The sequence below is a fragment of the Pseudonocardia endophytica genome (genome assembly GCF_004339565.1).
Classification (GTDB): Bacteria; Actinomycetota; Actinomycetes; order Mycobacteriales; family Pseudonocardiaceae; genus Pseudonocardia; species Pseudonocardia endophytica.
The window spans coordinates 2,561,561-2,584,352 of sequence record NZ_SMFZ01000001.1 but is presented as its reverse complement, the minus strand read 5'-3'; the positions used below and the strand labels follow the sequence as shown (position 1 = coordinate 2,584,352).

25 protein-coding genes are annotated in these 22,792 nt (G+C 72.8%); 15 read left to right on the top strand and 10 right to left on the bottom strand.

Annotation, left to right across the window (positions count from 1 at the left end):
• Positions 1–9: 9 nt before the first annotated feature.
• Complete coding sequence (locus EV378_RS11640; protein ID WP_132423833.1) at positions 10–1,164, bottom strand: Mrp/NBP35 family ATP-binding protein; 1,155 nt, start codon at positions 1,162–1,164, stop codon at positions 10–12.
• A 192-nt stretch (positions 1,165–1,356) separates the two neighbouring features.
• Here EV378_RS11640 and EV378_RS11635 point away from each other — a divergent pair, with 192 nt between their 5' ends.
• Positions 1,357–1,767 (top strand): MarR family winged helix-turn-helix transcriptional regulator, encoded by a 411-nt coding sequence (locus EV378_RS11635; RefSeq protein WP_132427763.1) that lies wholly within the window; start codon positions 1,357–1,359, stop codon positions 1,765–1,767.
• On the opposite strand, the gene EV378_RS11630 is transcribed toward EV378_RS11635, so the two are convergent.
• Genes EV378_RS11630 through EV378_RS11620 form a run of 3 tightly spaced genes read right to left on the bottom strand, consistent with a single transcriptional unit; the run spans position 1,745 to position 4,678 of the window.
• On the bottom strand, positions 1,745–2,386 hold the full coding sequence (locus tag EV378_RS11630) for a DUF1003 domain-containing protein (protein ID WP_132423830.1): 642 nt from the start codon (positions 2,384–2,386) through the stop codon (positions 1,745–1,747). The two genes, EV378_RS11635 and EV378_RS11630, sit on opposite strands and share 23 nt — an antisense overlap.
• The gene (locus tag EV378_RS11625) at positions 2,379–3,695 is read right to left on the bottom strand and encodes a magnesium transporter MgtE N-terminal domain-containing protein (protein WP_132423827.1); all 1,317 of its coding nucleotides are present in this window, start codon (positions 3,693–3,695) and stop codon (positions 2,379–2,381) included. The genes EV378_RS11630 and EV378_RS11625 overlap by 8 nt, the downstream gene beginning before the upstream one ends.
• Positions 3,696–3,733: 38 nt before the next feature.
• On the bottom strand, positions 3,734–4,678 hold the full coding sequence (locus EV378_RS11620; protein ID WP_165922248.1) for a LysR family transcriptional regulator: 945 nt from the start codon (positions 4,676–4,678) through the stop codon (positions 3,734–3,736).
• 67 nt (positions 4,679–4,745) lie between these two features.
• Between EV378_RS11620 and EV378_RS11615 the strand changes: the two genes are divergently transcribed.
• From EV378_RS11615 to EV378_RS11590, 6 genes are all read left to right on the top strand, one after another.
• Positions 4,746–5,402 carry an O-methyltransferase gene (locus EV378_RS11615; RefSeq protein WP_132423821.1) on the top strand — a complete coding sequence of 219 codons (657 nt, stop codon included), beginning with the start codon at positions 4,746–4,748 and terminating at the stop codon, positions 5,400–5,402.
• Positions 5,403–5,413: 11 nt separating this feature from the next.
• On the top strand, positions 5,414–6,289 hold the full coding sequence (locus EV378_RS11610; RefSeq protein WP_132423818.1) for a PhzF family phenazine biosynthesis protein: 876 nt from the start codon (positions 5,414–5,416) through the stop codon (positions 6,287–6,289).
• Between the two features lie 143 nt (positions 6,290–6,432).
• Positions 6,433–7,392 (top strand): HpcH/HpaI aldolase/citrate lyase family protein, encoded by a 960-nt coding sequence (locus tag EV378_RS11605; protein ID WP_207908636.1) that lies wholly within the window; start codon positions 6,433–6,435, stop codon positions 7,390–7,392.
• A gap of 259 nt (positions 7,393–7,651) precedes the next feature.
• Positions 7,652–8,845: an acyl-CoA dehydrogenase family protein gene (locus EV378_RS11600; protein ID WP_132423815.1), complete on the top strand. Its 1,194-nt coding sequence runs from the start codon at positions 7,652–7,654 to the stop codon at positions 8,843–8,845.
• Between the two features lie 157 nt (positions 8,846–9,002).
• Positions 9,003–9,521 carry a YflT domain-containing protein gene (locus EV378_RS11595; RefSeq protein WP_132423812.1) on the top strand — a complete coding sequence of 173 codons (519 nt, stop codon included), beginning with the start codon at positions 9,003–9,005 and terminating at the stop codon, positions 9,519–9,521.
• Positions 9,522–9,622: 101 nt separating this feature from the next.
• Positions 9,623–10,687, top strand: a complete 1,065-nt coding sequence (locus EV378_RS11590) for a methyltransferase domain-containing protein (protein WP_341540418.1) — start codon at positions 9,623–9,625, stop codon at positions 10,685–10,687.
• 10 nt (positions 10,688–10,697) lie between these two features.
• On the opposite strand, the gene corA is transcribed toward EV378_RS11590, so the two are convergent.
• Positions 10,698–11,804 (bottom strand): magnesium/cobalt transporter CorA, encoded by a 1,107-nt coding sequence (gene corA, locus EV378_RS11585; protein WP_132423806.1) that lies wholly within the window; start codon positions 11,802–11,804, stop codon positions 10,698–10,700.
• A gap of 305 nt (positions 11,805–12,109) precedes the next feature.
• Here corA and EV378_RS11580 point away from each other — a divergent pair, with 305 nt between their 5' ends.
• On the top strand, positions 12,110–12,613 hold the full coding sequence (locus EV378_RS11580; RefSeq protein WP_132427759.1) for a MaoC family dehydratase: 504 nt from the start codon (positions 12,110–12,112) through the stop codon (positions 12,611–12,613).
• A 4-nt stretch (positions 12,614–12,617) separates the two neighbouring features.
• On the opposite strand, the gene EV378_RS11575 is transcribed toward EV378_RS11580, so the two are convergent.
• Positions 12,618–13,049, bottom strand: a complete 432-nt coding sequence (locus EV378_RS11575; RefSeq protein WP_132423803.1) for an NUDIX hydrolase — start codon at positions 13,047–13,049, stop codon at positions 12,618–12,620.
• Positions 13,050–13,371: 322 nt separating this feature from the next.
• Here EV378_RS11575 and EV378_RS36725 point away from each other — a divergent pair, with 322 nt between their 5' ends.
• From EV378_RS36725 to EV378_RS11555, 5 genes are all read left to right on the top strand, one after another.
• Positions 13,372–13,497 (top strand): hypothetical protein, encoded by a 126-nt coding sequence (locus EV378_RS36725; protein WP_279389618.1) that lies wholly within the window; start codon positions 13,372–13,374, stop codon positions 13,495–13,497.
• Between the two features lie 2 nt (positions 13,498–13,499).
• On the top strand, positions 13,500–14,054 hold the full coding sequence (locus EV378_RS11570; protein ID WP_132423800.1) for a PH domain-containing protein: 555 nt from the start codon (positions 13,500–13,502) through the stop codon (positions 14,052–14,054).
• Positions 14,055–14,084: 30 nt separating this feature from the next.
• Positions 14,085–14,966, top strand: a complete 882-nt coding sequence (locus EV378_RS11565) for a PHP domain-containing protein (protein WP_132423797.1) — start codon at positions 14,085–14,087, stop codon at positions 14,964–14,966.
• Positions 14,967–15,008: 42 nt separating this feature from the next.
• Positions 15,009–15,866, top strand: a complete 858-nt coding sequence (locus EV378_RS11560; protein WP_243653395.1) for a RecB family exonuclease — start codon at positions 15,009–15,011, stop codon at positions 15,864–15,866.
• Positions 15,867–16,105: 239 nt separating this feature from the next.
• The gene (locus EV378_RS11555) at positions 16,106–16,390 is read left to right on the top strand and encodes a hypothetical protein (protein WP_132423794.1); all 285 of its coding nucleotides are present in this window, start codon (positions 16,106–16,108) and stop codon (positions 16,388–16,390) included.
• A gap of 18 nt (positions 16,391–16,408) precedes the next feature.
• Here EV378_RS11555 and EV378_RS11550 read toward each other — a convergent pair whose 3' ends face one another.
• From EV378_RS11550 to EV378_RS11535, 4 genes are all read right to left on the bottom strand, one after another.
• The gene (locus tag EV378_RS11550) at positions 16,409–17,740 is read right to left on the bottom strand and encodes an FAD-dependent oxidoreductase (protein ID WP_132423791.1); all 1,332 of its coding nucleotides are present in this window, start codon (positions 17,738–17,740) and stop codon (positions 16,409–16,411) included.
• Between the two features lie 75 nt (positions 17,741–17,815).
• Positions 17,816–18,424 carry a PadR family transcriptional regulator gene (locus EV378_RS11545; RefSeq protein WP_132423788.1) on the bottom strand — a complete coding sequence of 203 codons (609 nt, stop codon included), beginning with the start codon at positions 18,422–18,424 and terminating at the stop codon, positions 17,816–17,818.
• A gap of 39 nt (positions 18,425–18,463) precedes the next feature.
• Positions 18,464–19,687, bottom strand: a complete 1,224-nt coding sequence (locus EV378_RS11540) for an Rv3212 family protein (RefSeq protein ID WP_132423785.1) — start codon at positions 19,685–19,687, stop codon at positions 18,464–18,466.
• A gap of 7 nt (positions 19,688–19,694) precedes the next feature.
• The gene (locus EV378_RS11535; RefSeq protein WP_424511216.1) at positions 19,695–21,422 is read right to left on the bottom strand and encodes a DEAD/DEAH box helicase; all 1,728 of its coding nucleotides are present in this window, start codon (positions 21,420–21,422) and stop codon (positions 19,695–19,697) included.
• 326 nt (positions 21,423–21,748) lie between these two features.
• Here EV378_RS11535 and EV378_RS11530 point away from each other — a divergent pair, with 326 nt between their 5' ends.
• Together EV378_RS11530 and EV378_RS11525 are read left to right on the top strand one after the other, a co-directional pair.
• Complete coding sequence (locus tag EV378_RS11530) at positions 21,749–22,423, top strand: ferritin-like fold-containing protein (RefSeq protein WP_132423782.1); 675 nt, start codon at positions 21,749–21,751, stop codon at positions 22,421–22,423.
• Positions 22,424–22,479: 56 nt separating this feature from the next.
• Positions 22,480–22,710 carry a DUF3107 domain-containing protein gene (locus EV378_RS11525; protein WP_132423779.1) on the top strand — a complete coding sequence of 77 codons (231 nt, stop codon included), beginning with the start codon at positions 22,480–22,482 and terminating at the stop codon, positions 22,708–22,710.
• Positions 22,711–22,792 lie beyond the last annotated feature (82 nt).

Genomic DNA, 22,792 nt, shown 5'->3' with positions numbered 1-22,792 from the left:
GGGGCGGGGTTACTTGCGGACCGGCGAGATGTTCAGGCTCATCCCGGCCAGGCCGCGGGCGCGGCTGGTCAGCGAGTCGGCCACGCCGTTCAGGGCCTTGGCGCTCGCGGCGTCCGGGTCGGCGAGCACGATCGGGGTGCCGTCGTCGCCGCACTCCCGGACCTTCGGCTCCAGCGGGATCTGGCCGAGCAGCGGCACGGTCGCGCCGATCGAGCGGGACAGCGAGTCGGCGACGGTCTGACCGCCGCCGGTGCCGAACACGTCCATCCGGGTGCCGTCGGGCATCTCCATCCAGGACATGTTCTCCACGACGCCGGCCAGCCGCTGACGCGTCTGCAGGGCGATCGACCCGGCACGCTCGGCGACCTCGGCGGCCGCCTGCTGCGGCGTCGTCACGACCAGCAGCTCCGCGTTCGGCACGAGCTGCGCGGTGGAAATGGCGATGTCGCCGGTGCCGGGCGGCAGGTCGAGCAGCAGCACGTCCAGGTCGCCCCAGAACACGTCGGCCAGGAACTGCTGCAATGCGCGGTGCAGCATCGGGCCGCGCCAGACGACCGGGGTGTTGCCGTCGGTGAACATGCCGATCGAGATCACCTTCACGCCGTGCGACTGCGGCGGCATGATCATGTTCTCGACCTTCGTCGGCCGGTCGGCCGCGCCGAGCATCCGCGGCACCGAGTGGCCGTAGATGTCCGCGTCGACGACGCCGACCTTCAACCCGCGTTGGGCCATCGCGGCCGCGAGGTTGACCGTCACCGACGACTTGCCGACGCCGCCCTTGCCGGACGCCACGCAGAACACGCGGGTCAGCGACCCGGGCTGGGCGAACGGGATGACCGGCTCCTCGGTGTCGCCGCGCAGGCTCTTCCGCAGCTCGGTGCGCTGCTCGTCGCTCATCACGTCCAGCTCGACCTCGACGCGCGAGACGCCCGGGACCTTCGAGACGGCGTCGGTGACCCGCGAGGTGATCGTCTCGCGCATCGGGCAGCCGGCCACCGTGAGGTAGACGCCCACCTGCGCCAGGCCGTCGGCCGAGACGGCGACGCTCTTGACCATCCCGAGCTCGGTGATCGGCTTGTGGATCTCCGGGTCCTCGACCGCGCCGAGTGCGGCGCGGACACCCTGCTCGACGGTCTCGGTGCTGGTGTTGCCGATGACGGACATGCGCTGCGCTCAGACCTCTCGCCAATGGTGGGTCGCGGGCCGGACGGTGAAGGCCGCATCGCGACACACCCATGCTACGTGGAGGCCGGGAGACTCCGGCGTGTCCGTAGCATCACGACCGTGAGTGAGAGTGTCGACACGCCCCGGACGCGGGATCCGGAACACCGCAGGGTGGTGCCGACGCCGACCGAGATGGCGTCCTGGCGCAGCTTCCTGCGCGCCCACGCGGCGATCACGAAGACGCTCGAGGGCGAGCTGGAGATCGAGCAGCAGCTCTCGCTCGCCGCCTACGACGTGCTCGTCCAGCTCTCCGAGGCCCCGGGCCGTCGCCTGCGGATGACGGAGCTCGCGGACGCCGTGCTGCTGTCCCGCTCCGGCGTGACGCGGCTGGTGGACCGGTTGGAGAAGGTCGGGCTCGTCGCGCGGTCCCGGGTGGCCGACGACGGCCGCGGCGTCGCGGCCGAGCTCACCGAGCAGGGACTGAACCGGCTGCGGACGGCGGCGGTCACCCACCTGCGCGGCATCCGCGTGCACTTCGCCGAACAGCTCGACGAGGACGACCTGGCCGACCTCGAGCGGGTCACCCGGAAGCTGGTCCCCTGAACCGTCCGTCGCCGACGTGGTGGTGGTCGTCCCGGTCGCGGTGGTTGTCCCGTGGCTTGTCGCGGTCCTTCTTCTCCCGCGGCTTGTCCGGACGGCGGCGTTCCGGACGCCGCGACGACGTCGACGACGGGTCGGTGCCGTCGCGTCCGTCGAGCGCGTCCTGGATCTGGACGGACAGCTTCTCCAGCTCCCCGCGCAGGTAGTCGCGGGTCGCCATCTCGCCGACCGCCAGGCGCAGCGCCGCCAGCTCGCGGGCCAGGTACTCGGTGTCGGCCTTCGTCCGCTCCGCGCGACGGCGGTCCTCGTCCAGCGCGATCCGGTCCCGGTCGTCCTGCCGGTTCTGGGCCAGCAGGATCAGCGGCGCCGCGTACGCCGCCTGCGTGGAGAACGCGAGGTTGAGCAGGATGAACGGGTACGGGTCCCACTGGATCCGCCAGGCGATCAGGTTCAGCGCGATCCACACCGCGACGACCACGCTCTGGATGGCCAGGAACCGCCCGGTGCCCAGGAACCGCGCGATCCTCTCGGAGAACCGGGCGAACCCGTCGGGGTCCACCTCGAACCGGCGCCGCGCGACCAGCGGCTGGTCGAGCCGCCTGCCCGGCTGTGCCTCAGGCATCGGCCACCTCCTCCTGACCGACCCCGGCAGCGACCTCGCCGGCGACCTCCGAGGCGACCTCGGGGACGTCCAGCGGTGGATCCTCCTGGTCGCGCCAGCCGGTCGGGAGCAGGTGGTCCAGCACGTCGTCCACGGTGACGGCGCCGAGCAGGTGGTCCTGCGGGTCGACGACCGGGCCTGCGACGAGGTTGTACGTCGCGAAGTAGCGGGTCACCTCGCCGAGCGGCGCGTCCGGGCCGAGCTGCGCCAGCTCGGCGTCGACGATGCCGGCGACCAGCTCGAACGGCGCCGCCCGCAGCAGCTGCTGGGCGTGCACGCAGCCGAGGTAGCGCCCGGTCGGCGTGGCCTGCGGGGGACGGCAGACGAACACCATGCTGGCCAGCGCGGGCGGGATGTCCGGGTTGCGGACCCGGGCGAGCGCCTCGGCGACGGTCGCGTCCGGCGTCAGCACGATCGGTTCCGGGGTCATCAGGCCGCCCGCGGTGTTCCACTCGTACCGCAGCAGCCGTCGCACCGGCTCCGACTCGTCCGGCTCCATGAGCGCCAGCAGCCGCCCGGCCTCCTCGTCCGGCAGCTCGCCGAGCAGGTCCGCCGCGTCGTCCGGGGACATGGCCTCGAGCACGTCGGCGGCCCGCTCGGAGTCCAGGAACCCGAGCAGCACCTGCTGGTCGGACTCGGAGAGCTCCTCGAACACGTCGGCCAGCCGCTCGTCGTCGAGCCCGTCGACGACCTCCTGCTGGCGCTTGCGCGGCAGCTCGGACAGCGCGTTCGCGACGTCGGCCGGGCGCATCGTCCCGAACACGGCGAGCAGCCGGTCGGTGCCCTGCGACTCGCCCAGCGCGAGACCCTGTACCGCGTCCCAGGCGAGTACCTCGACCTGCCCGCGCCGGGACAGCCGCGACCGCCGCGTCCGCACCGCGACCCGGCCGATCACCCAGTCCCGGGACCGGGTCGGCTCGATCCCGGCGTCCGCGACGACGCCCTCGATACCGGAGTCGCGCAGCGTGACCCGGGTGTCCAGCAGCTGGCCCAGCACGAGCGTCTCGTTCGGTCGCTGGTCGAACGACCGCAGGTTCACCGAGCCGCTGGCCAGCGTGACCGCCGCCGAGTCGATGTCCGCGACCCGCAGCATCGGCACGAAGATCCGGCGCCTGCTGGACAGGTCGACCACCAGCCCCAACACCCGCGGCGGGCTCGCGTCCACCCGCAGGGCCACGACGACGTCGCGGACCTTGCCGATGCGCTCGCCGTCGGGCCCGAACACGGCCAGGCCGGCCATGCGCGCGACGAACACCCGGTTGGCGGCCATGCGGGCGAGGGTAGCCCCGGCACCGCGGCCCGGCCTGCTCACCCGCCCGGGGCGATCGTGTCCCGGACGCGGTCGCGCAGCCACCTCCTGGCCGGATCGGTGTGCGTGCGACGGTGCCAGGTCTGCCCGATCCGCACCGGCGGCAACGGCACGGGGGACGGCCACGTCGCGAGGCCGGTGACGGCGAGCGTGCCGACCAGACGGGCGGGCGCCAGGCAGACCAGGTCCGCGTCCGCGGCCAGCGCGCAGGCCGGCACGTACCCGGGGGCGGTGGCGACGACGGTGCGCTCCAGCCCGTGCCGCGCCAGCTCGTCGTCGAGCGGGCCGCGCAGCACCCCGCGCCGGGACGCCGCGACGTGCCGGACGGCGGCGAGGTCCGCCGCGGTCGGGGACGCCGTGGGGGAGCGGTCGCCGACGCGGCGGGCGAACGCGCCGTCGGCCCGGCCGACCACGACCATCGTGTCCCGCAGCAGCGTCTCGTGGTGCAGCTCGTCGGCGCCGGGGGCGTCCGGAGGGGGAGCGCCGATGTCCAGGTCGATGCTGCCGTCGCGCAACGGGTCCGGGGACTCGTCGCCCTCGCCGACGAACCGCAGCCGCACGCCGGGCGCCGCGGTCGTGACGGCCCCCAGCAGCGCGGGGCCCCACGCCTGCACGGCGTCGCCGCTCGTGCGCACGACGAGGACGGCGTCCAGGGACCGTTCGAGCTCGGCGTCCGACGGGGTGCGCTGCGGGGCGAGCACCGCCTGCGCGGCCGCGAGCGCCTCGTGCGCCGGGCCGCGCAGCCGCTCCGCCGCCGGCGTCGGCACCAGCGTCCGGCCGGCCCGGACGAGCAGCGGGTCGCCGGTGACCGTGCGCAGCCGGGACAGGGCGCGGCTGACCGCGGGCGGGGTCAGGTGCAGGCGCCGGGCCGCGCCGGTGACGCTGCCCTCCTGGAGCAGGGCGTCGAGGACCGCCAGCAGGTTGAGGTCCGCCGTGGATTGCACGGTGTGCAACTCTACTTTCAGTACTCGTAACTGTCGCTCAACTCTACCTCCACCTAGCGTCGACGCCATGACATCCACTCTGGACAGCGGCCCGGTACGGGCGGAGATCGCGGCCATGCTGGCGGCCGCCGACGCGCAGGAACCGGAGCTGCACGCGATGCTCGCCGAGGTCGCGCCGGACGGCGGCGTCAGCGAGACCGAGCTGGCACCGCACCTGCGCGACGCGTGGATCAGCGTGCCGCGCGAGGTCGGCGAGCTGCTCGCGATGCTCGTCCGCTCGACCGGCGCGCGGACCGTCGTCGAGTTCGGCACGTCCTTCGGCGTCTCGACCGTCTTCCTCGCGGCGGCGTTGCGGGACAACGGCGGTGGCACCGTGGTCAGCACCGAGATCGAGCGGTCGAAAGCGGACGCCGCGCGGGCGCACCTCACGGCGAGCGGGCTGTCCGACCTCGCCGAGATCCGGGTCGGCGACGCGCTGGAGACGCTGCGCGATCTGCCGTCGGACGTCGACCTGCTGCTGCTCGACGGGTGGAGCGAGCTCTATCTGCCCGTGCTCTCGGTGGTCGAACCGCGGCTGCGGGCCGGCGCGCTCGTCGTCGCCGACGACACGTCGTTGTTCCCGGACACGCTCGCCGCCTACCTGGCGCACGTCCGCGACGGCGGCGGGTACCGCTCGGTGGCGCTCGGCGTCGGCGACGGGGTGGAGCTCTCGATCCGCGGTTAGGGTCGGCGGCCGTGACCGCGCTGCGCTACGACGTCGTCGACGTCTTCACCGACCGCCCGTACGCCGGGAACCCGCTGGCCGTCGTGCACGGCGCGCAGGACCTGTCGACGGAGCAGATGCAGGCGATCGCGCGGGAGTTCGACCTGTCCGAGACGACGTTCGTGCTGCCCCCGACCGACACCGGTGCCGACTACCGCGTGCGGATCTTCACCCCGGCCGTGGAGCTGCCGTTCGCCGGCCACCCGAGCGTCGGGACGGCGTGGGTGCTGGCCCGCGACGGCGTGATCGCGCACGGCGACCGGGTCCAGGAGTGCGGAGCAGGGCTGCTGCCGGTCCGGGTCGACGGCGACGGCGCGCGGATCGCGGGCGGCGCGCCGACCGTGGGGGAGGACGCGGACGCAGGCGCGGTCGCCGCCGCCGTCGGCCTGACCCTCGACGACGTGGACGGCGCCGCCGCCCCCGGGTTCGCCTGCGCCGGGGTGGACTACCTGTTCCTGCTGGTCCGGCCGGACGCGGTGGCGCGTGCGGTACCGGACGCGGCGGCGATCCTGGCGCTGGCGCCCGCCGCGACCGGGCTGATGATCGGCTCGGTCGACGCGGACGTGGCCCGGGTGCACGCGCGCACGTTCGCGCCAGGCTCCGGGGTGGACGAGGACCCGGCGACCGGCTCCGCCGCCGTCGCACTCGGGGTGTTCCTGGCCGATCGCGGGCTGACCCCTCCGGAGGGTGAGCACGCGTTCACGGTCTCCCAGGGGACCGAGATCGGTCGCCCGTCGACGCTGTACGCGACCGTCACCAGCTCCGCGGGCGCCGCCGTGTCCACGACCGTCGCCGGTGGGGTGGCCGCCGTCGCACGCGGGGAGCTGGTCGCCGTCCCAGCCGGGTGACCCGTCGGTAACCCGATCCCGACCTCCCGTGGGTGAGAAACCAATCACCCGTGGGCGCGGAGCCGCGCTCGTCGTGCCAGCATCAGCGCGATGCCAGCGCCCGCTCCGGAGCGGGCGAGACGATCTCGACGAGGAGTCCACCAGTGAGCCGCACCCTCCGCGCCCGCCGGTCCTGCCTGGCCGTGCCCGGCTCCAGCCAGAAGTTCATCGACAAGGCCCGCGGCCTGCCCGCGGACCAGGTCTTCCTGGACCTCGAGGACGCCTGCGCCCCGCTGGCCAAGCCGGACGCGCGCAAGACGATCGTCGCGGCGCTGAACGAGGGCGGCTGGGGCGAGAAGGTCCGGGTCGTGCGCGTCAACGACTGGACCACCGAGTGGACCTACCGGGACGTCACCGAGGTCGTCGAGGGCGCGGGCGAGAACCTGGACGCGATCATGCTGCCGAAGGTGCAGACGCCGGAGCAGGTCGTCGCGCTGGACCTGCTGATGACCCAGATCGAGAAGACGCTGGGCTACGAGGTCGGGAAGATCGGCATCGAGGCGCAGATCGAGAACGCGCTGGGCCTGACGAACGTGAACGCGATCGCCACCGCGTCCCCTCGCGTCGAGACGATCATCTTCGGACCGGCCGACTTCATGGCCTCGATCAACATGAAGTCGCTGGTCGTGGGCGAGCAGCCCCCGGGATACGACGTCGGCGACGCCTACCACCACATCCTGATGTCGATCCTGATGGCCGCCCGCGCGCACGACAAGCAGGCCATCGACGGCCCGTTCCTGCAGATCCGCGACGTCGAGGCGTTCCAGCGGGTGGCCGGACGCTCGGCCGCTCTCGGCTTCGACGGCAAGTGGGTGCTGCACCCCGGCCAGATCGACGCCGCGAACGAGACGTTCAGCCCGTCCCAGGAGGACTACGACCACGCCGAGAACATCCTCGACGCGTACGAGTACTTCACGTCCGAGGCCGGCGGCAGGAAGGGCTCGGCCATGCTGGGCGACGAGATGATCGACGAGGCCAGCCGCAAGATGGCACTCGTCATCTCCGGCAAGGGCCGTGCGGCCGGAATGCAGCGTGGCGACAAGTGGACCCCGCCGGAGGCGTGAGCCCCGCGCGCCGAGATGCGGCCCAGCGGGCCGGAACGATCACCGGACCCCCGCTGAGCTGCATCTCGGCGCTCCCGCCCAGGGCCGCCCGGCGTCGGAGCCGGGGTGACCTGACCGAGTGGCTGGTGTCACGCCACGAGCTACCGGTGAGTACGTTCACAGCACGAGCGCTAGGTATGCCACGCAGGGGATACTCACGCGCAGCCCAGCGCCGGGTCGGTCCCGGCGGCACTCGACGTCAGCCAGGGAGGAACCACACATGGCCCGGCTCGCCCAGACCGCCGGTCTGACCGACATCCAGACCGAGATCCTCGACACCGTCCGCCAGTTCGTGGACAAGGAGATCATCCCGCACGCCACGGCGCTGGAGCACGAGGACGCCTACCCGCAGGACATCGTGGACGGGATGAAGGAGATGGGGCTGTTCGGCCTCACCATCCCGGAGGAGTACGGCGGGCTCGGCGAGTCGCTGCTGACCTACGCGCTCGTCGTCGAGCAGATCGCGCGCGGCTGGATGAGCGTCTCCGGCGTGATCAACACCCACTTCATCGTGGCCTACATGCTCATGCACCACGGCACGGACGCGCAGAAGCAGCGCTACCTGCCACAGATGGCCACCGGTGAGTGCCGCGGCTCCTTCTCGATGTCCGAGCCGGACCTGGGCTCCGACGTCGCGGCGATCAAGACCAAGGCCGTGCAGGACGGCGACGACTTCGTCATCGACGGCGCGAAGATGTGGCTGACGAACGGCGGGACGTCGACGCTGACCGCTGCGCTGGTGAAGACGGACGAGGGCGCCGAGAAGCCGTACCAGAACCTCACCACGTTCCTGGTCGAGAAGCCGGTCGGCTACGGCGAGGTCGCGCCCGGCCTGATCGTGCCCGGCAAGATCGACAAGATGGGCTACAAGGGCGTCGACACCACCGAGATGGTGTTCAAGGGGCACAAGGTCTCCGGTGACCAGATCCTCGGCGGGAAGCGCGGCGGCGGGTTCTCGCAGATGATGGACGGCGTCGAGGTCGGCCGCGTGAACGTGGCCGCGCGCGCCTGCGGGATCATGATCCGCGCGTTCGAGCTGGCCGCGGAGTACGCCCAGCAGCGGTCCACGTTCGGCAAGCCGATCGCCCAGCACCAGGCCATCGCGTTCAAGCTGGCCGAGATGGGGACGAAGGTCGAGGCCGCGCACCACATGATGGTCAACGCGGCCCGGCTGAAGGACCGGGGCGAGCGCAACGACGTCGAGGCCGGTATGGCGAAGTACCTGGCCAGCGAGTACTGCGCCGAGGTCACGCAGGAGTCGTTCCGGATCCACGGCGGCTACGGCTACTCGAAGGAGTACGAGATCGAGCGCCTCATGCGCGAGGCGCCGTTCCTGCTCATCGGCGAGGGCACGTCGGAGATCCAGAAGACGATCATCTCGCGCGGCCTGCTCCGGGACTACAAGCTGCGCTGACGTGTACTCGTAGAGTGCCCGATCCGGGCGCTACGATGCCCCGACCCTCACCGGCCCGGTGGCGTGCCCCACCGGCGGGCACGTCCGCCGGGCCGGAGACGTTGTACGGGGCAGGAACCCGACATCACGGGAACCCGAGAGGAAAGCGGAGGACGCCATGACGACACCCTTCGGCGGACCTGCGCGCACCGCGCCGGGACTGCCCCAGCTGCCGACCCCGCCGACCGGATGGCCGATCGGCTCCTACGCGACCTACGCCGAGGCGCAGCGGGCCGTCGACCACCTCGCCGACTCCGACTTCCCGGTCCGCGACGTGACGATCGTGGGCGTGGACCTCATGCTCGTCGAGCGCGTGATCGGCCGGCTGAGCTGGGGACGGGTCCTCGGCTCCGCGGCGCTGTCCGGCGCGTGGCTCGGTCTGTTCGTGGGCATGCTGCTGTTCCTGTTCACACCGGGCAGCGGGATCGGCCCCTTCCTGGTCGGCCTGATCAGCGGTGCCGTGTTCGCGATGGTGTTCGCGGCCGTCGGGTACGGCGCGAGCCGCGGACGCCGGGACTTCCAGACGGCCAGCCAGATGGTCGCCGGTCGCTACGACGTGCTGTGCGAACCGCGCAACGCCGAGCAGGCCCGGGAGATGCTGGCCCGCCTGGCGATGGGCACGTCACCGAACACCTGAGCCGGACACCCGACCGCACGCGCGGACCGTCACCCGACGATCCCGGACGACCCGGGCGCGCCGCTACCGGTGACCGGAGGTGATGGGCGAGGATGCCTCGCGTGAACGACGCCGGCGCCACCGAACCGATCCGCCCGGCCAACGTGCACCGGGCCTACGGGCGCGGCGCCGCGGGGTTCGACGGCTTCGTGAAGTCGATCCCCGGCTACCACAACCACCTGCGGATGTCGACGACGCGGATGGGCCTGACCGGCGGGTCCCGGTTGCGTCTGCTCGACCTCGGCTGCGGGACCGGCGCGTCGACCGCGGCCCTGCTGGACGCGGCGCCCGGGGCCGAGGTCGTCGCGGTGGACGCGTCGCCGGACATGCTCTCGGTGGCCCGCCGGAAGAACTGGCCGCCGCGGGTGAGCTTCGTGCAGTCCCGCCTGGAGACCCTGTCCGAGGCGGGCGTCGAGGGGCCCTTCGACGGCATCTTCGCCGCCTACCTGGTCTCGAACCTCCCGGACGCCGAGATCGGCCTGCGGCGGATCCTGTCGCTGCTGCGCCCCGGCGCGCCGCTCGCGATCCACGACTACGCCGTCGCCGGCCGGCTCACCAGCCGGGTCCGCTGGGCCCTGGCGTCGTGGGGGTATCTGATCCCGATGTCGCGCTTCCGGCTGGGATCCGCCGACCTGCTCCGCTACCGCACCCACCGGGTGCGGACGGCCGACGGCGTGGAGTCGATGACCCACCGGATGCAGCGGGCCGGGTTCGAGGACGTGCGGGTCCAGACGGTGCCGGGCTGGCAGCAGCACGTCGTCTACACGTTCCTGGGACGGCGGCCCGACGAGCCGGACGTGGTCGGGCAGCGTCAGGCGGCCCGTGCGGCCGCCGCGGCCGCGGACCCGGAACGGGAGCCCGACGTGCCGGCCCCCGACGTCGAGGACGCGCCGGGCCCGGAGGACGCGGGCGGTCCGGAGGACGCCGGTTACGCTGGCGACGCCCCCTCGGCGGTCCCGCCCGCGGCGCCCTCCGGTGGGCGACCGACCGGACGGTTCGCGATCGCGGGCACCGACCGGACTCCCGAGCCCGCCGCCGACGACGAGCCGGGTGCCGATACCGGCGAGAGCCTCGGCGACGCCGACATCGACACGCCGCCGGAGGGCAACCCTCCGGTGCGGGGCTGACGCGCCGGAGCTACAACCAGCCGTTGCGCCGGAAGTTCCGGTACAGCACCCCGCAGACGACGGCGATCACGAGCAGGACCATCGGGTAGCCGAAGTTCCAGTGCAGCTCCGGCATGTTGTCGAAGTTCATGCCGTAGACCCCGGCGACCATCGTCGGCACCGAGATCAGGCCGGCGTACGCGGTGATCTTCCGCATGTCGTTGTTCTGACGCATGCTGATCTTCGCCAGCACGGCGTCGACGAGCGTGGTGAGCAGCTCGTTGAACCCGGCCACCTGCTCGGCGACGCCGCCGAGGTGGTCGTCGACGTCGCGGAAGTAGGACCGCACGTCGTGCGGGATGAGCGAGCTGTAGCCCTCGGACAGCTTGCGCATCGGGCCGACGAGCGGCATCACCGCTCGTCGCAGATCCAGGATCTCGCGCTTCATCACGTAGATCTGCTCGGGGTTCATCGTCGAGCGCGGCGAGAACACCTCGGCCTCGATCTCGTCGATGTCGTCCTCGATCTGGCCGGCGACCTCGGTGTAGCTGTCCACCACGTGGTCGGCGATCGCGTGCAGCACGGCGGCCGGGCCGAGTGCGAGCTGCTCCGGGTCGTCCTCGAGCTTGCGGCGCACCTCGCGCAGCCCGGAGTGGCGCCCGTGCCGGACGGTGACCACGAAGTCCCGGCCGAGGAACGCCATCACCTCGCCGGTCTCGACGATCTCGTTCGCCGCCGTCGGGTCCTTGTGCCCGACGTAGCGGACCGTCTTGAGCACCATGAACAGCGTCTCGTCGTAGCGCTCGAGCTTGGGGCGGTTGTGCGCGTGCACGGCGTCCTCGACGGCGAGCTCGTGCAGCCCGTACGTCTCGGCGACGCCGGTGATCTGCTCCTCGTCCGGCTCGTGCAGACCGATCCAGACGAAGCCGTCCTTGCGCTCGCGGACCTCGGCGATCGCCTCGTCGTGGCTCCAGCGGCCGGGCAGGCGGGCCCCGTCGACGTAGACCGCGCAGTCGACGACGTAGGCCGACAGCGGCACGCGCAGCTTCGGAGGGTGGACCCCGGAGGCCCGGCCGGAGCGACGACCGAGATGCCCGGCGGAACGGATGGCGGGACGCAGGCGGGACAGCGGCGGCACGGCAGGACCTCCTTGCCGGGGGCGGGAGCGCGGTCGCCGTCGACGAGGCGGCCGCGGATGTTCGGTCGATGCCTCCCTGCCCGGACGGCCGGGTCTACCGGATGCCGGCGCGTGTGCGCGGGAGGCGGGTCGTACTGCTATCCGGTGTTCGCGACACCGCTCTCACCTCCCGGGTCCGTCTCGGTGTGCCGTGTGATCCATCGTTCCGCGTGCCGCCGGTGTGACAAGTGCCGCGCCGACGCCAGCGGGGACCGCCGGATAGATTACCCCCGCAACGCAGGCGAGACCCGATGGAGGCGTGGACGGTGCAGTTCGGTCGCTATTACGAGGAGTTCGAGGTCGGTGCGGTCTACAAGCACTGGCCCGGCAAAACGGTCACCGAGTACGACGACCACCTGTTCTGCCTCCTGACCATGAACCACCACCCGCTCCACATGGACGCGAACTACGCCGAGGAGACGACCGACTTCAAGCGCAACGTCGTCGTCGGCAACTACATCTACTCGCTGCTGCTCGGCATGTCGGTCCCCGACGTGTCCGGCAAGGCGATCGCGAACCTCGAGGTGGAGTCGCTCAGGCACACGAAGCCGACGTTCCACGGCGACACCATCTACGGCGAGACCGAGGTCCTGGACAAGACGGAGTCGAAGTCCAAGGACGACCGCGGCGTCGTGTACGTGGAGACCCGCGGCTACAAGCAGGACGGCACGGTCGTCTGCACGTTCCGCCGCAAGGTGATGGTGCCGAAGACGGTGTACGGCGACACCCGCGGCGGCGAGCAGCCGGGCCGTCCGGAGCCGCAGGTCTGACGTCTCAGGAGCGGGGCAGCACGCCCCACCCGTCGAGCGTCTCGGCCAGCAGCGGGACGAGCGGCAGGGCGGCGAATGCGGCGGCGTCCACGAAGCGGGCGTCGTCCGCGTCGTCGCCCGCCCGCAGTCCTTCCTCGTCGGCCGGGTCGTCGAGCGTGCACAGGTAGTCCGCGATCCGGTACGGCCCGCGGTCGACGACGCCGACGAGTCGCCCCGGCCGGACGCTCAGCCCGGTCTCCTCGGCCATCTCCCGGACGACGGCCGCGTGGTCGTCCTCGCCCGGTTCCACCCGGCCACCGGGCACCGACCACAGCCCGCGACCCGGCTCGTTGGCCCTGCGGATCAGCAGCAGGCGGCCCCGGTGGTCGAACACGAGCCCGCCGACGCAGGGCACGAGCGGGATTTCACCCGATCCGGTCGCACTACGGTCGGTCATCGGCGGAGCGTACGACCTGGACCGCCGGACGACCGCCGCACCGGACGTCGAAGATCATCCGATCGGCCTCGTGATCGTGCCCGACATGGGGCGAACGGGTGACGCATGGAGGTCGCGTCGTCGCCGAGGGTCTTCGCGATAGCAACCGAAATACCCCACATCGGCGTCGTGTCGGCTACCGTGGGTCAGCGAGGGTGTTCTGTATGCTGCCCGCGTGCCGGTGTCGGTCCGCCACCGTGGTCCGGTACCAATGAACGGGCAGTTCCCTACGGGCCAGAACGGGTGGGCGGTTTACGTGAAGAGGGTCTTGACTCTCGTCGGGGTGGCACTCGTCTTGTTCCTGATCATCACCAATCCCGGTGGTGCCTCGTCGTCGGTGCAGAACATCGGCAACATCCTGTACGACGCCGCGCAGTCGGTCTCCACCTTCTTCACCAACCTCGTCTGACCGTGCTCGCGCCCCGGGAGATCGACGAGTACCTGCTCCCGACGGAGCGACGAGTCATCCGGGTGCGCCAGCACTGGGCCGTCATGGCCAAGCACATCTGGCAGACGGCCCTGTTCGTCCTCGTGATGGTGCTGGTCGAGTCGCTGCTCGACGGGCGGGTACCGGCCGATGCGGACATCATCGTCGACAACGTCACGTTCTACCTGGCGCTGGTCGCCGTCCTGCGGTTCACGGCCAACACGATCCTGTGGTGGATCGAGCGCATCGTCGTGACCGACAAGCGCGTCATGATCGCCCAGGGCATCGTCGTGCACAACGTCGGCATGATGCCGCTGGGCAAGGTCACGGACCTCACGTTCCGGCGCACGCTGTCCGGCCGCATGCTCGGCTACGGGACGATGGTCGTCGAGTCGGCCGGTCAGATCCAGGCGCTGAACCAGATCGACTACATGCCCCGCCCCGAGGAGATCTACGAGGCGCTCTCCGAGCTGGTCTTCGGGGAGAAGGGCAAGACCCGCGCCACCGGCATGCTGGCCAAACCGCGCTGGCGCCGGTAGCCCGCCGAGCGGCGCACTAGGGTCGTCCGGGTGGCCCGGATCGACCTGCACACCCACTCGACCACCTCGGACGGCACCGACAGCCCGGCCGACCTCGTCCGGACCGCCGCCGCGGCGGGTCTCGACGCCGTCGCCATCACCGACCACGACACGACGGCGGGCTGGGGCGAGGCGCAGGACGCCTGCCCGCCCGGGATGCGGCTGGTCCGGGGCGCCGAGTTCTCCTGCGTGAGCCCGACCGGGCGCGAGGGGGAGCCGCCCTGCTCGGTGCACCTGCTCGGGTACCTGTTCGACCCGGGGCACGAGGCGATCGTCGCGGAGCAGGCCCGACGGCGGGAGGCGCGCGTCGCCCGCCTGGAGACGATGATCGAGCGGATGGCCGCCGACGGCTACCCGGTCGACGTGCCGACCGTGTTCGCCCACCTGCCGGAGGGTGGCAGTGCGGGGAGGCCGCACCTCGGCCGTGCGCTCGTGTCGGCCGGCGTGGTCGGGTCCGTCGGGGAGGCGTTCGCGACGGTGCTCAGCCCGGCGAGCCCGTACTACGTCCGCAGCTCGAACACGCCGGTCGAGACGGCGATCGAGATGATCCGCGCGGCGGGCGGCGTGGCCGTGTTCGCGCACTCGCTGGCCCGGCGGCGCGGACGGGTCGTCGAGCCGTCGGTGCTGTCCGACCTGGCCGCGCGCGGGCTCGGTGGCGTGGAGGTCGACCACCCGGACCACGCACCGGAGGACCGGGAGCTGCTGCGCGACATCGCCGCCCGCCACGACATGCTGGCCACCGGGTCCAGCGACTACCACGGCCGGAACAAGACCACCCCGATCGCCGCCGAGACCACGGATCCCGACGTGCTCGACGCGCTGCTCGAGCGGGCCCGCGGCGTGGAGGTCGTCACCGGCCGAGGTACCGGCTGACGCCCCGTCACCGCCCGGACGCGGATCGGTACCGTTGACGGCGTGGGTGCAGGCGATCACGAGCAGCTCGGCCTCGATCTGCTGGATCCGGCGTTCTCCGCGCCGGCGCTGCACCGGGTGACCCCCGCCCGGCTCGCCGCGTGGGCGTCCTGTCCGCGCCGGTACCGGCTGCTCTACCTGGACCGGCCCGCCCCTCCACGGGGCGGGGCGTGGGCGCACACGACGCTCGGCGCCGTCGTCCACCTGGCGTTGCGGTCGCTGTTCGAGCTGGTGCCGTCGCGTCGCAGCCCGGAGCTGGCCGCGCAGCTGGTGGACCGCAACTGGTCCGACGAGGGCTTCCGGGACGCCGCCCAGTCCGCCGACTACCGCGCCCGCGCCCGCGACTGGGTCGCCGCGATCGCCGCGGGTCCCGACGGGCGGACCGAGCCGGTCGCGCTGGAGCGCGGTGTCCGCGAACCGGTGGGGACGATGCTCGTCGAGGGCCGGATCGACCGCGTCGACGTGCGCGACGGCGAGTCCGTCGTCGTCGACTACAAGACCGGGAACGTCCCGACGCCCGAACGTGCCCGCGACTCCCAGGCGCTCGCGCTCTACGCGCTGGCCGCCGGCCCCGCGCTGCGCAGGCCGTGCCACCGGGTCGAGCTGCACCACGTGCCGACCGGCGAGGTCGCCGCATGGGAGCACGACGACGCGTCGTTGCGCGGGCACCGCGAGCGGGCCGAGCACCAGGCGGCGGAGATGGCCGCGGCCGCGGACGCCCTGGGTGACGGCGGCGACCCGGACGTGCTGTTCGGCGTGGTCACCGGCACCCACTGCGGGACCTGCCCGGTCCGGCGGAACTGCGCCCAGGGCCGGGCCGCGACCCCGGAACCCGCGTCGTGGGCTCTGTTGCCGTCGTGACGGCCGAGTACCCCGAGCGACCGCGTCCTGCGTCGCGGACCGGGACCGGTCGCCACCGCCCGGTCCCGCCCGCTTCGGTCCGGCGTCCGCCGGAACCCGCCCGGAGCGGCGACACCGGCCCGACCCGGCGACTGCGGCACCCGGGCGGTGCCGACGGTCCGGGCGGATCGGGCCGTCGCGAGCCGGCCGCACGCCCCGAGCCCGATCGTCAGGAGCCCGGTCGTCGCAACGGGGACACGGTGCGCCTGCCATGGCCGGACCGGTTGCTGCGCGGGCTGGCCGGCGTGCTCGCGGGCGGCCTGGTCGTGCTGGCGATCGGCATGATCGTCGTGTGGGTCGGCGCCGACCGCTACGGGCTGCCCGGCCCGGGTGCCGACGTCGTGATCGGGCACATCGTCGGCGCCGTCCTCGCGGTCGTCGGGCAGCGGGTGGCCGACCGGCGCCCGGACCGCACCGGCACGGTCGCGGCGCTGGTCGTGGTCGGCATCGTGATCCTGGTGCTCGGGTTCGCCTGGTTCCTCTGAGCGCTGCCGTCCGGAGGCTCAGACCAGCTCCGAGTCGCGCACCTTCTGCATGTTCCGGGCGATCCGGCGCTTGACCGGCGGCAGGTGGTCCACCACCCGCATGCCCGTGCGCTGCGCGAACACCGACAGCGGGCCGACGATCGGACGGCGGGCGGTGCCGTCGTCGTTCATCATCTCCAGCGACTCCCGCACGGCCAGCGACGAGTAGCGCCGCATCAGCTCCTCGTACTCGCCGACGGCCGCGACGAGCGACAGCTCGCCGTCGCGCACCCGGACCAGGCGGTCCCGAAGCTCCCTGGCGTCGCGCAGCGCCGTGTTCGCGCCGGCACCGCGCCCGGGCGTCATCGTGTGCGCGGCGTCCCCGATCAATGTCACCGGCGTCGGCTCCCACGGCTCCAGCGGGTCCGACGTGCGGACGCTCAACGCGATCGACGCCGACGGGTCGGACGTCGCGACGAGCTCCCGCCAGCGCGGGTCCCAGTCCCGGGTCAGCTCCAACGCCAGCGCGTTCAGGTCGGCGCCGCGGCGGTCCAGCGCGTCCGGGGGCGCGAGCGTGCGGGACGTGGACAGGCCCCAGGACAGGTGGTCGGTCGTGTTGTCGTAGCAGATGCCGGGCCACTGCTCGACGAGCGCGCGGTCGGTCGATCCGGGAGCGCCGTCGGCGGACCACGGCATGTACATGGCGTGCGCGATCCCGAACTGGCCGCGCCGGTCGAACAGCATCGACATCCCGCGCATCGCCGTGTCCGGCAACAGGTGCCGGTTCGCGTCGGTGAGTGCGAGCTTGCCGCCGATCGCGAGCAGGCCGGTCTCGGTGTGCCGGGCGTGCGGCAGGTACCGACGGCGGACGGCCGAGTTCGCGCCGTCCGCGCCGACGAGCAGGTCCCCGGTGGCGTCCTCGCCGTCGTCGAAGTGGGCGGTGACGCGACCGTCGTCGTGCCGCGTCCAGCCGGTGCACCGCCGGTCGAACCGGATCACGTCCTCCATGCCGGTGAACAGGACCTGGCGCAGCGTCATCCGGCTGACGTTGTGGTCGCGGTCCTCCGGCGCGGTCCCGACGCCCGTCATCTGGTCGGCGGCGATGCTCATCAGCACGCGGAACCGCTCGGTGTACATCGTGTAGTTGTCGTACGGCTTCGCCGTGGTCGCGACGAACGTGTCGAACAGCTCGGGGGACAGGCAGGCCTTCAGCGCGCGGGCACCGTTCGGCGAGATGCCGACCCGGTAGCCGTGCAGCCCGCCGGTGCGGGTGCGGTCGCGCTCGTGGACCTCGACGTCGATGCCGGCGTGGCGCAGGCCGTGCGCCAGGCACATGCCGCCGGTGCCGGCACCGACGATGATCACCTTCATGGTGTGCTCCCTTTCGAGGGCAGGACGGGGTGCCGCCGGGCGCGGGATCGCGCGGGGCGGTGGGGACGTGCCGGGTCAGTCGCCGGAGAGCGGCACCTGCCCCGTGGCCATGCGGACCATCCACTCGTGGTCCCAGTGCAGTGCGCCGGTACGCAGGTCCTCGGCCAGCGCCTCGACCCAGGCGATCTCCGCGGTGAACATCGCGACCTGGTACTCGCCCTCCACGAGCACCACGCGCGGCAGCTGGTCCCGGATGCCGTCGAGCCCGGCGCGGGTGGCGGCGAGCCGCGTGCGCAGGGTGCTCAGGCGGGTCGCGACGGCGCGCGCCACGACGTCCGGATGCAGCAGCGGCAGGTACGCCAGCCCCACGACGAACTCCGGGAAGTCCTGGCGCGGGGCGGTGAGCATCTCCTGTGTCCACTCCTGCGCGGTCTCGTGCCCGTCCGCGGTGAGGGCGTAGACGGTGCGTTCCGGGCGCGTGGAGTCCCGTTCGGTGACGTGCTCGGCGATCAGGCCGTCCCGGGCCAGCCGGTCGATCGTCTTGTACAGCTGTGACCGCTGGCCGACGTTCACGACGTCGCCCTTGCCCCGCTCGCGCAGGAGCTGCTGCATCCGGTAGGGGTGCATCGGCTCTTCGACGAGCAGGGCGAGGACGGCGAGCGCGAGGCCGGACCGTTGGGTCATAGTGTCGACGGTACTAGTGTCGACGACACTAATCCAGTCCTATCGTGCGGGCCCGAGCGCGACGAGGTCCCGGCCCCGCTGTTCCAGCAGGATCTCGCCCTGCGCGACGACCTGCACCGGGCCCACGTAACCGGCCCGGTCGACGGGAAGCGTCCGCGCGACGGCGCCGGTCCGCGGGTCGACGTCGGCCAGCCCGCCCTGCACCGGGACGAGCAGGCGCCCGTCGTACTCCACGCCGGGGCCGAGCGCGTTCGGCAGCGTCCAGCGGGGGACGAGCGTCTCCGGGTCCAGCGCGACCGTCGCCGCTCCGGTCCACCAGTACAGCGCCGCGCCGCCGCGGGTCGTGCGGGCGACGCCGTCCTGCGGTTCCTGCACGGCCGGCCCGACCGAGAGCGGCACCTCGCCGACGCGGGCACCCGCGCGGTCGAGCAGCAGCAGGCGCGGTCTGCCCGGCAGCAGCACGGCGGCGCGCTCGCCGGACAGCGCGATCAGGCGCGCCCCGCTCACGCCGAGCACCGTGGAGAAGTCGAACGCCGGCTTGTCGCCCGATGAGGCGTCCGGGCGCAGCACGGTCAGCCGGTCCGACCCGTCGCCGGGACACGTCTCCAGCACCCCGGCGCGCGCGGGGGCGACGGCGAACGAGGAGAACGTGCACCCGGTGCGCGGCTGGTCGTCCGGCTCCTCGAGGGCACGGACGTTGCCGTACTCGGCCGTGCGCACCAGGTCGGAGCGCATGGCCTCCAGGTAGTCCTGCCCGGTCGCGACGACCGGCCCGTCGCCGACGAGTCGGGTCCCGGGCCGGGCGTCCAGCGTGCGCGCCGGCCCGCGTGCCCCGCTCGTGGCGTCCAGCGAGCTCAGCTCGCTGCAGTACTCGTCGTTGCGGTAGTCGGCGAGCACCCGGCCGAACGCCGCCGCGACCGTGCACAACGACAGCTCGCGGGTGTAGCTCCAGCGCTCGGCGCCGGTGCGGGCGTCGCGCCCGGACACCCGCGACCCCTCCGCGACGACGGCCCCGCCGCCCGCCGCGATCGGAACCGGCGTCGCGGGACTCGGCGCGCGCCACAGCTCGGAGAACGACGGCGGGATGGCCGTCGCGGGCGGCGGCGGATCGGACGGCGTCGTGGCCGTCACCGAGTCCGTCGTCGCCGCCGGGCTGTTCAGCCCGACGACCAGTGCGGCTCCGGCCAGCACGACGACGAGAACCGCAGCGACCAGCAGGTCACCGCGGTTCCGTCGTTCCGGCCTGGGGAGCCGTCGCAGCACGCCGGGGTCAGCTCGCGGCGGCGTCGGAGTTGCTGCTGTCGCCGGTGGTCTCCGCGCCACCGCCGGAGCGGCTGCGCGACCCGCGACGACGACGGCGCCGCGGCTTGGCCGCACCCTCGCCGTCGGTCCCGTTCGACTCGGGGCCCGCCGACGGCGCGGACCGCCCGTCCGACGCGGCCGTGGCCGGGCCGGCCTCGCCCTTCACCGTCACGCCGCCGCGGGTGCGCGTCCGGGAACGGTTGCGGCGTGGACGGGACGTCTCCGGGGCGGCGTCGCGATCGTTGCGGCGCTTGGGTCCGCCGTGGTCGCCCTCGGTGTCGATGTACTCGGCGTCCAGTCCGGCGCGGGTCCGGTTCGCGATCGGAAGGCGGCCGGTCGCCCCGGCCGGGATCTCCAGGTCGGCGAACAGGTGGTCGGACGTGGAGTAGGTCTCCGCCGGCTCGTCCACACCGAGGCCCAGCTCGTCGGAGATCAGCTTCCAGCGGGGGATCTCGTCCCAGTCGACGAGCGTGACCGCGACACCCTCGCGTCCGGCACGGCCGGTGCGGCCGATCCGGTGGATGTAGGTCTTCGCGTCCTCGGGACACTGGTAGTTGACCACGTGCGTGACGCCGGAGACGTCGATGCCGCGGGCCGCGACGTCCGTCGCCACCAGCACGTCGACCTTCTCCGACCGGAACGCGCGCAGCGCCTGCTCGCGGGCGCCCTGGCCCAGGTCGCCGTGCACGGCGGCCACCGCGAACCCGCGCTCGGCCAGGTCGTCGGCGACGCGCTGCACGGTCCGCTTCGTCCGCGCGAAGATCATCGTCAGGCCGCGGTCCTTGGCCTGCAGCACGCGGGTGAGCAGCTCGACCTTGTCCATCGCGTGCGCGCGGTAGATGTGCTGCTTCGTGCGCTCGTGGATGGCGCCCTGGTCGGCCTCCTCGGCCCGGATGTGCGTCGGGCGGGTCAGGAACCGCCGCGAGAGCTGCACGATCGGGCCGGGCATGGTGGCCGAGAACAGCATCGTGTGGCGCTGCTCGGGCAGCATCCTCAGGATCCGCTCGACGTCCGGTAGGAAGCCGAGGTCGAGCATCTCGTCGGCCTCGTCGAGCACCAGCGCGTTGACCCGGCCGAGCACCAGGTGGCGCTGCTCGGCGAGGTCGAGCAACCGGCCCGGGGTGCCGACGACGATGTCCACGCCCTTGCGCAGGGCTTCGAGCTGGGGCTCGTAGGCACGGCCGCCGTAGATCGCGACGACGCGCACGCCCAGGTTCTTGCCGGCCGCCGCGATGTCCCGCGCGACCTGCACGCAGAGCTCGCGCGTGGGCACGACGACGAGCGCCTGCGGTACGTCCTTGGTGCGGTCGGCCGCCTCTCCCTCCGCCGTGGCGGCGGCCCGCTCACCGGGCGGGGTGATCCGCTGCAGCATCGGGACGCCGAAGCCCAGCGTCTTGCCGGTGCCGGTGCGGGCCTGGCCGATGCAGTCCTCGCCGGCCAGCGCCAGCGGGAGCGTCAGCTCCTGGATGGCGAACGTGCGGACGATGTCGTTCTCCGCGAGCGCGGAGACGATCTCGGGACGGACGCCGAGCTCGGCGAACGTCGGGGGGAGCTTCTCGTCGGCTGCCGGCGCGTCGGTGACCTTCGCCTGGATGCCGGTCTGCTCGAACCCGGGGTCGATCTCGTGGTCGGCGGGGTTCTCGGGGGTGGTCTCGGAGTTGTCGTTCTGCACGGACAGGGTGATCGCCTCTCTCAAGCGCACAAGGCCGGGGGCGGGCTCGTCGACCACCCGGTCCCGTGTCACTCGGGTCCGCTGGTGGGAGAGCCGCCGAGGCGCTGCGCGCACCGGTTCGTGTGCGGAACCGGTGAGTCGCTGCGCGGCGGATTTGGATACTTCCCGCCGCGAGAACCCGTTGCCCGTGATCCGCGCGGTGTGCACGACGTGTCGTGCTGGTGTGCATGATACCCCGTCGCGTCCCGAGGGTGGTGGGGCGCGCCCGCACCGGGCCGGGTGACCCGTGCCGCATCCGTGACCTCGCTCGCCACCCCGAGCGGACCGGTCCCTCCACTAGGGTGGCCGCCATGACGACCGATGCCGGTGCGGGGGTCGATGCCGACGGGCCGGCACGGGCGATGGTGGACCTGCTCGGGGTGCTCGCGTACGGCGAGCTGTCCGCGTTCGACCGGCTGGCCGAGGACGCGCGGGCCGCACCGACGCTGGCCGGCAGGGCCCAGCTCTCCACGATGGCCGCGGCCGAGATCGGACACTTCCGGCTGATCGAGGACCACCTGGCGCGGACGGGCGTCGGGGTGGCCGACGCGATGCAGCCGTTCGTGGCGCTGTGGGACTCCTACCACGTGTCGACGGCGCCGCGGAGCTGGCTGGAGTCGCTGGTCAAGGCGTATCTCGGCGACGGGCTCGGCGCCGACTTCTACCGCGAGATCGCCGGCTGGGTCGACCCGGGGACCGGCGAGCTGGTCCGTCAGGTGCTGGCGGACACCGGGCACAGCGCCTTCGCCGAGCGCGAGGTGCGCGCGGCGTGCGAGGTGCAGCCGCAGCAGCGCGACCGGCTGGCGCTCTGGGGCAGGCGGCTGCTCGGCGAGGCGGTCACCCAGGCCCAGCGCGTGGTCGCCGAGCGCGACGAGCTGGCCGAGTTCATCGTGCGCGGCTCCGGCGACGCGGGCGGCGTCGCGAACCTGATCAAGAAGGTGCAGACGAACCACGGGAAGCGCATGTCCCGCCTCGGACTCTCCTGACGATTCCGGACTACGCTGGCGCCCGCATTCGGCACCAGTAACACAGGAGGTCACCGGTGAAGGTCAAGATCGGCATCGCGGAGAGCCCGCGGGAGCTCGTGGTGTCCAGCGACCGGACGCCGGACGAGGTCGCCGAGCAGGTCAGCGGCGCGATGAAGTCGGACGACGGTCTGCTGGACCTGACCGACGACCAGGGCAACCGCTTCGTCGTGCCGGTCGCGCGGATCTCCTACGTCGAGATCGCCCCGGAGTCGGAGCGCAAGGTCGGGTTCGGCCTGGGCGGCTGATCGTCGTCCGGGGCGCCGCACCCCGTGTCGGCGTGCCGCACCGGTTGCGACGGGTGCGGCACGCCGGGCGGGGGTGCGGCAC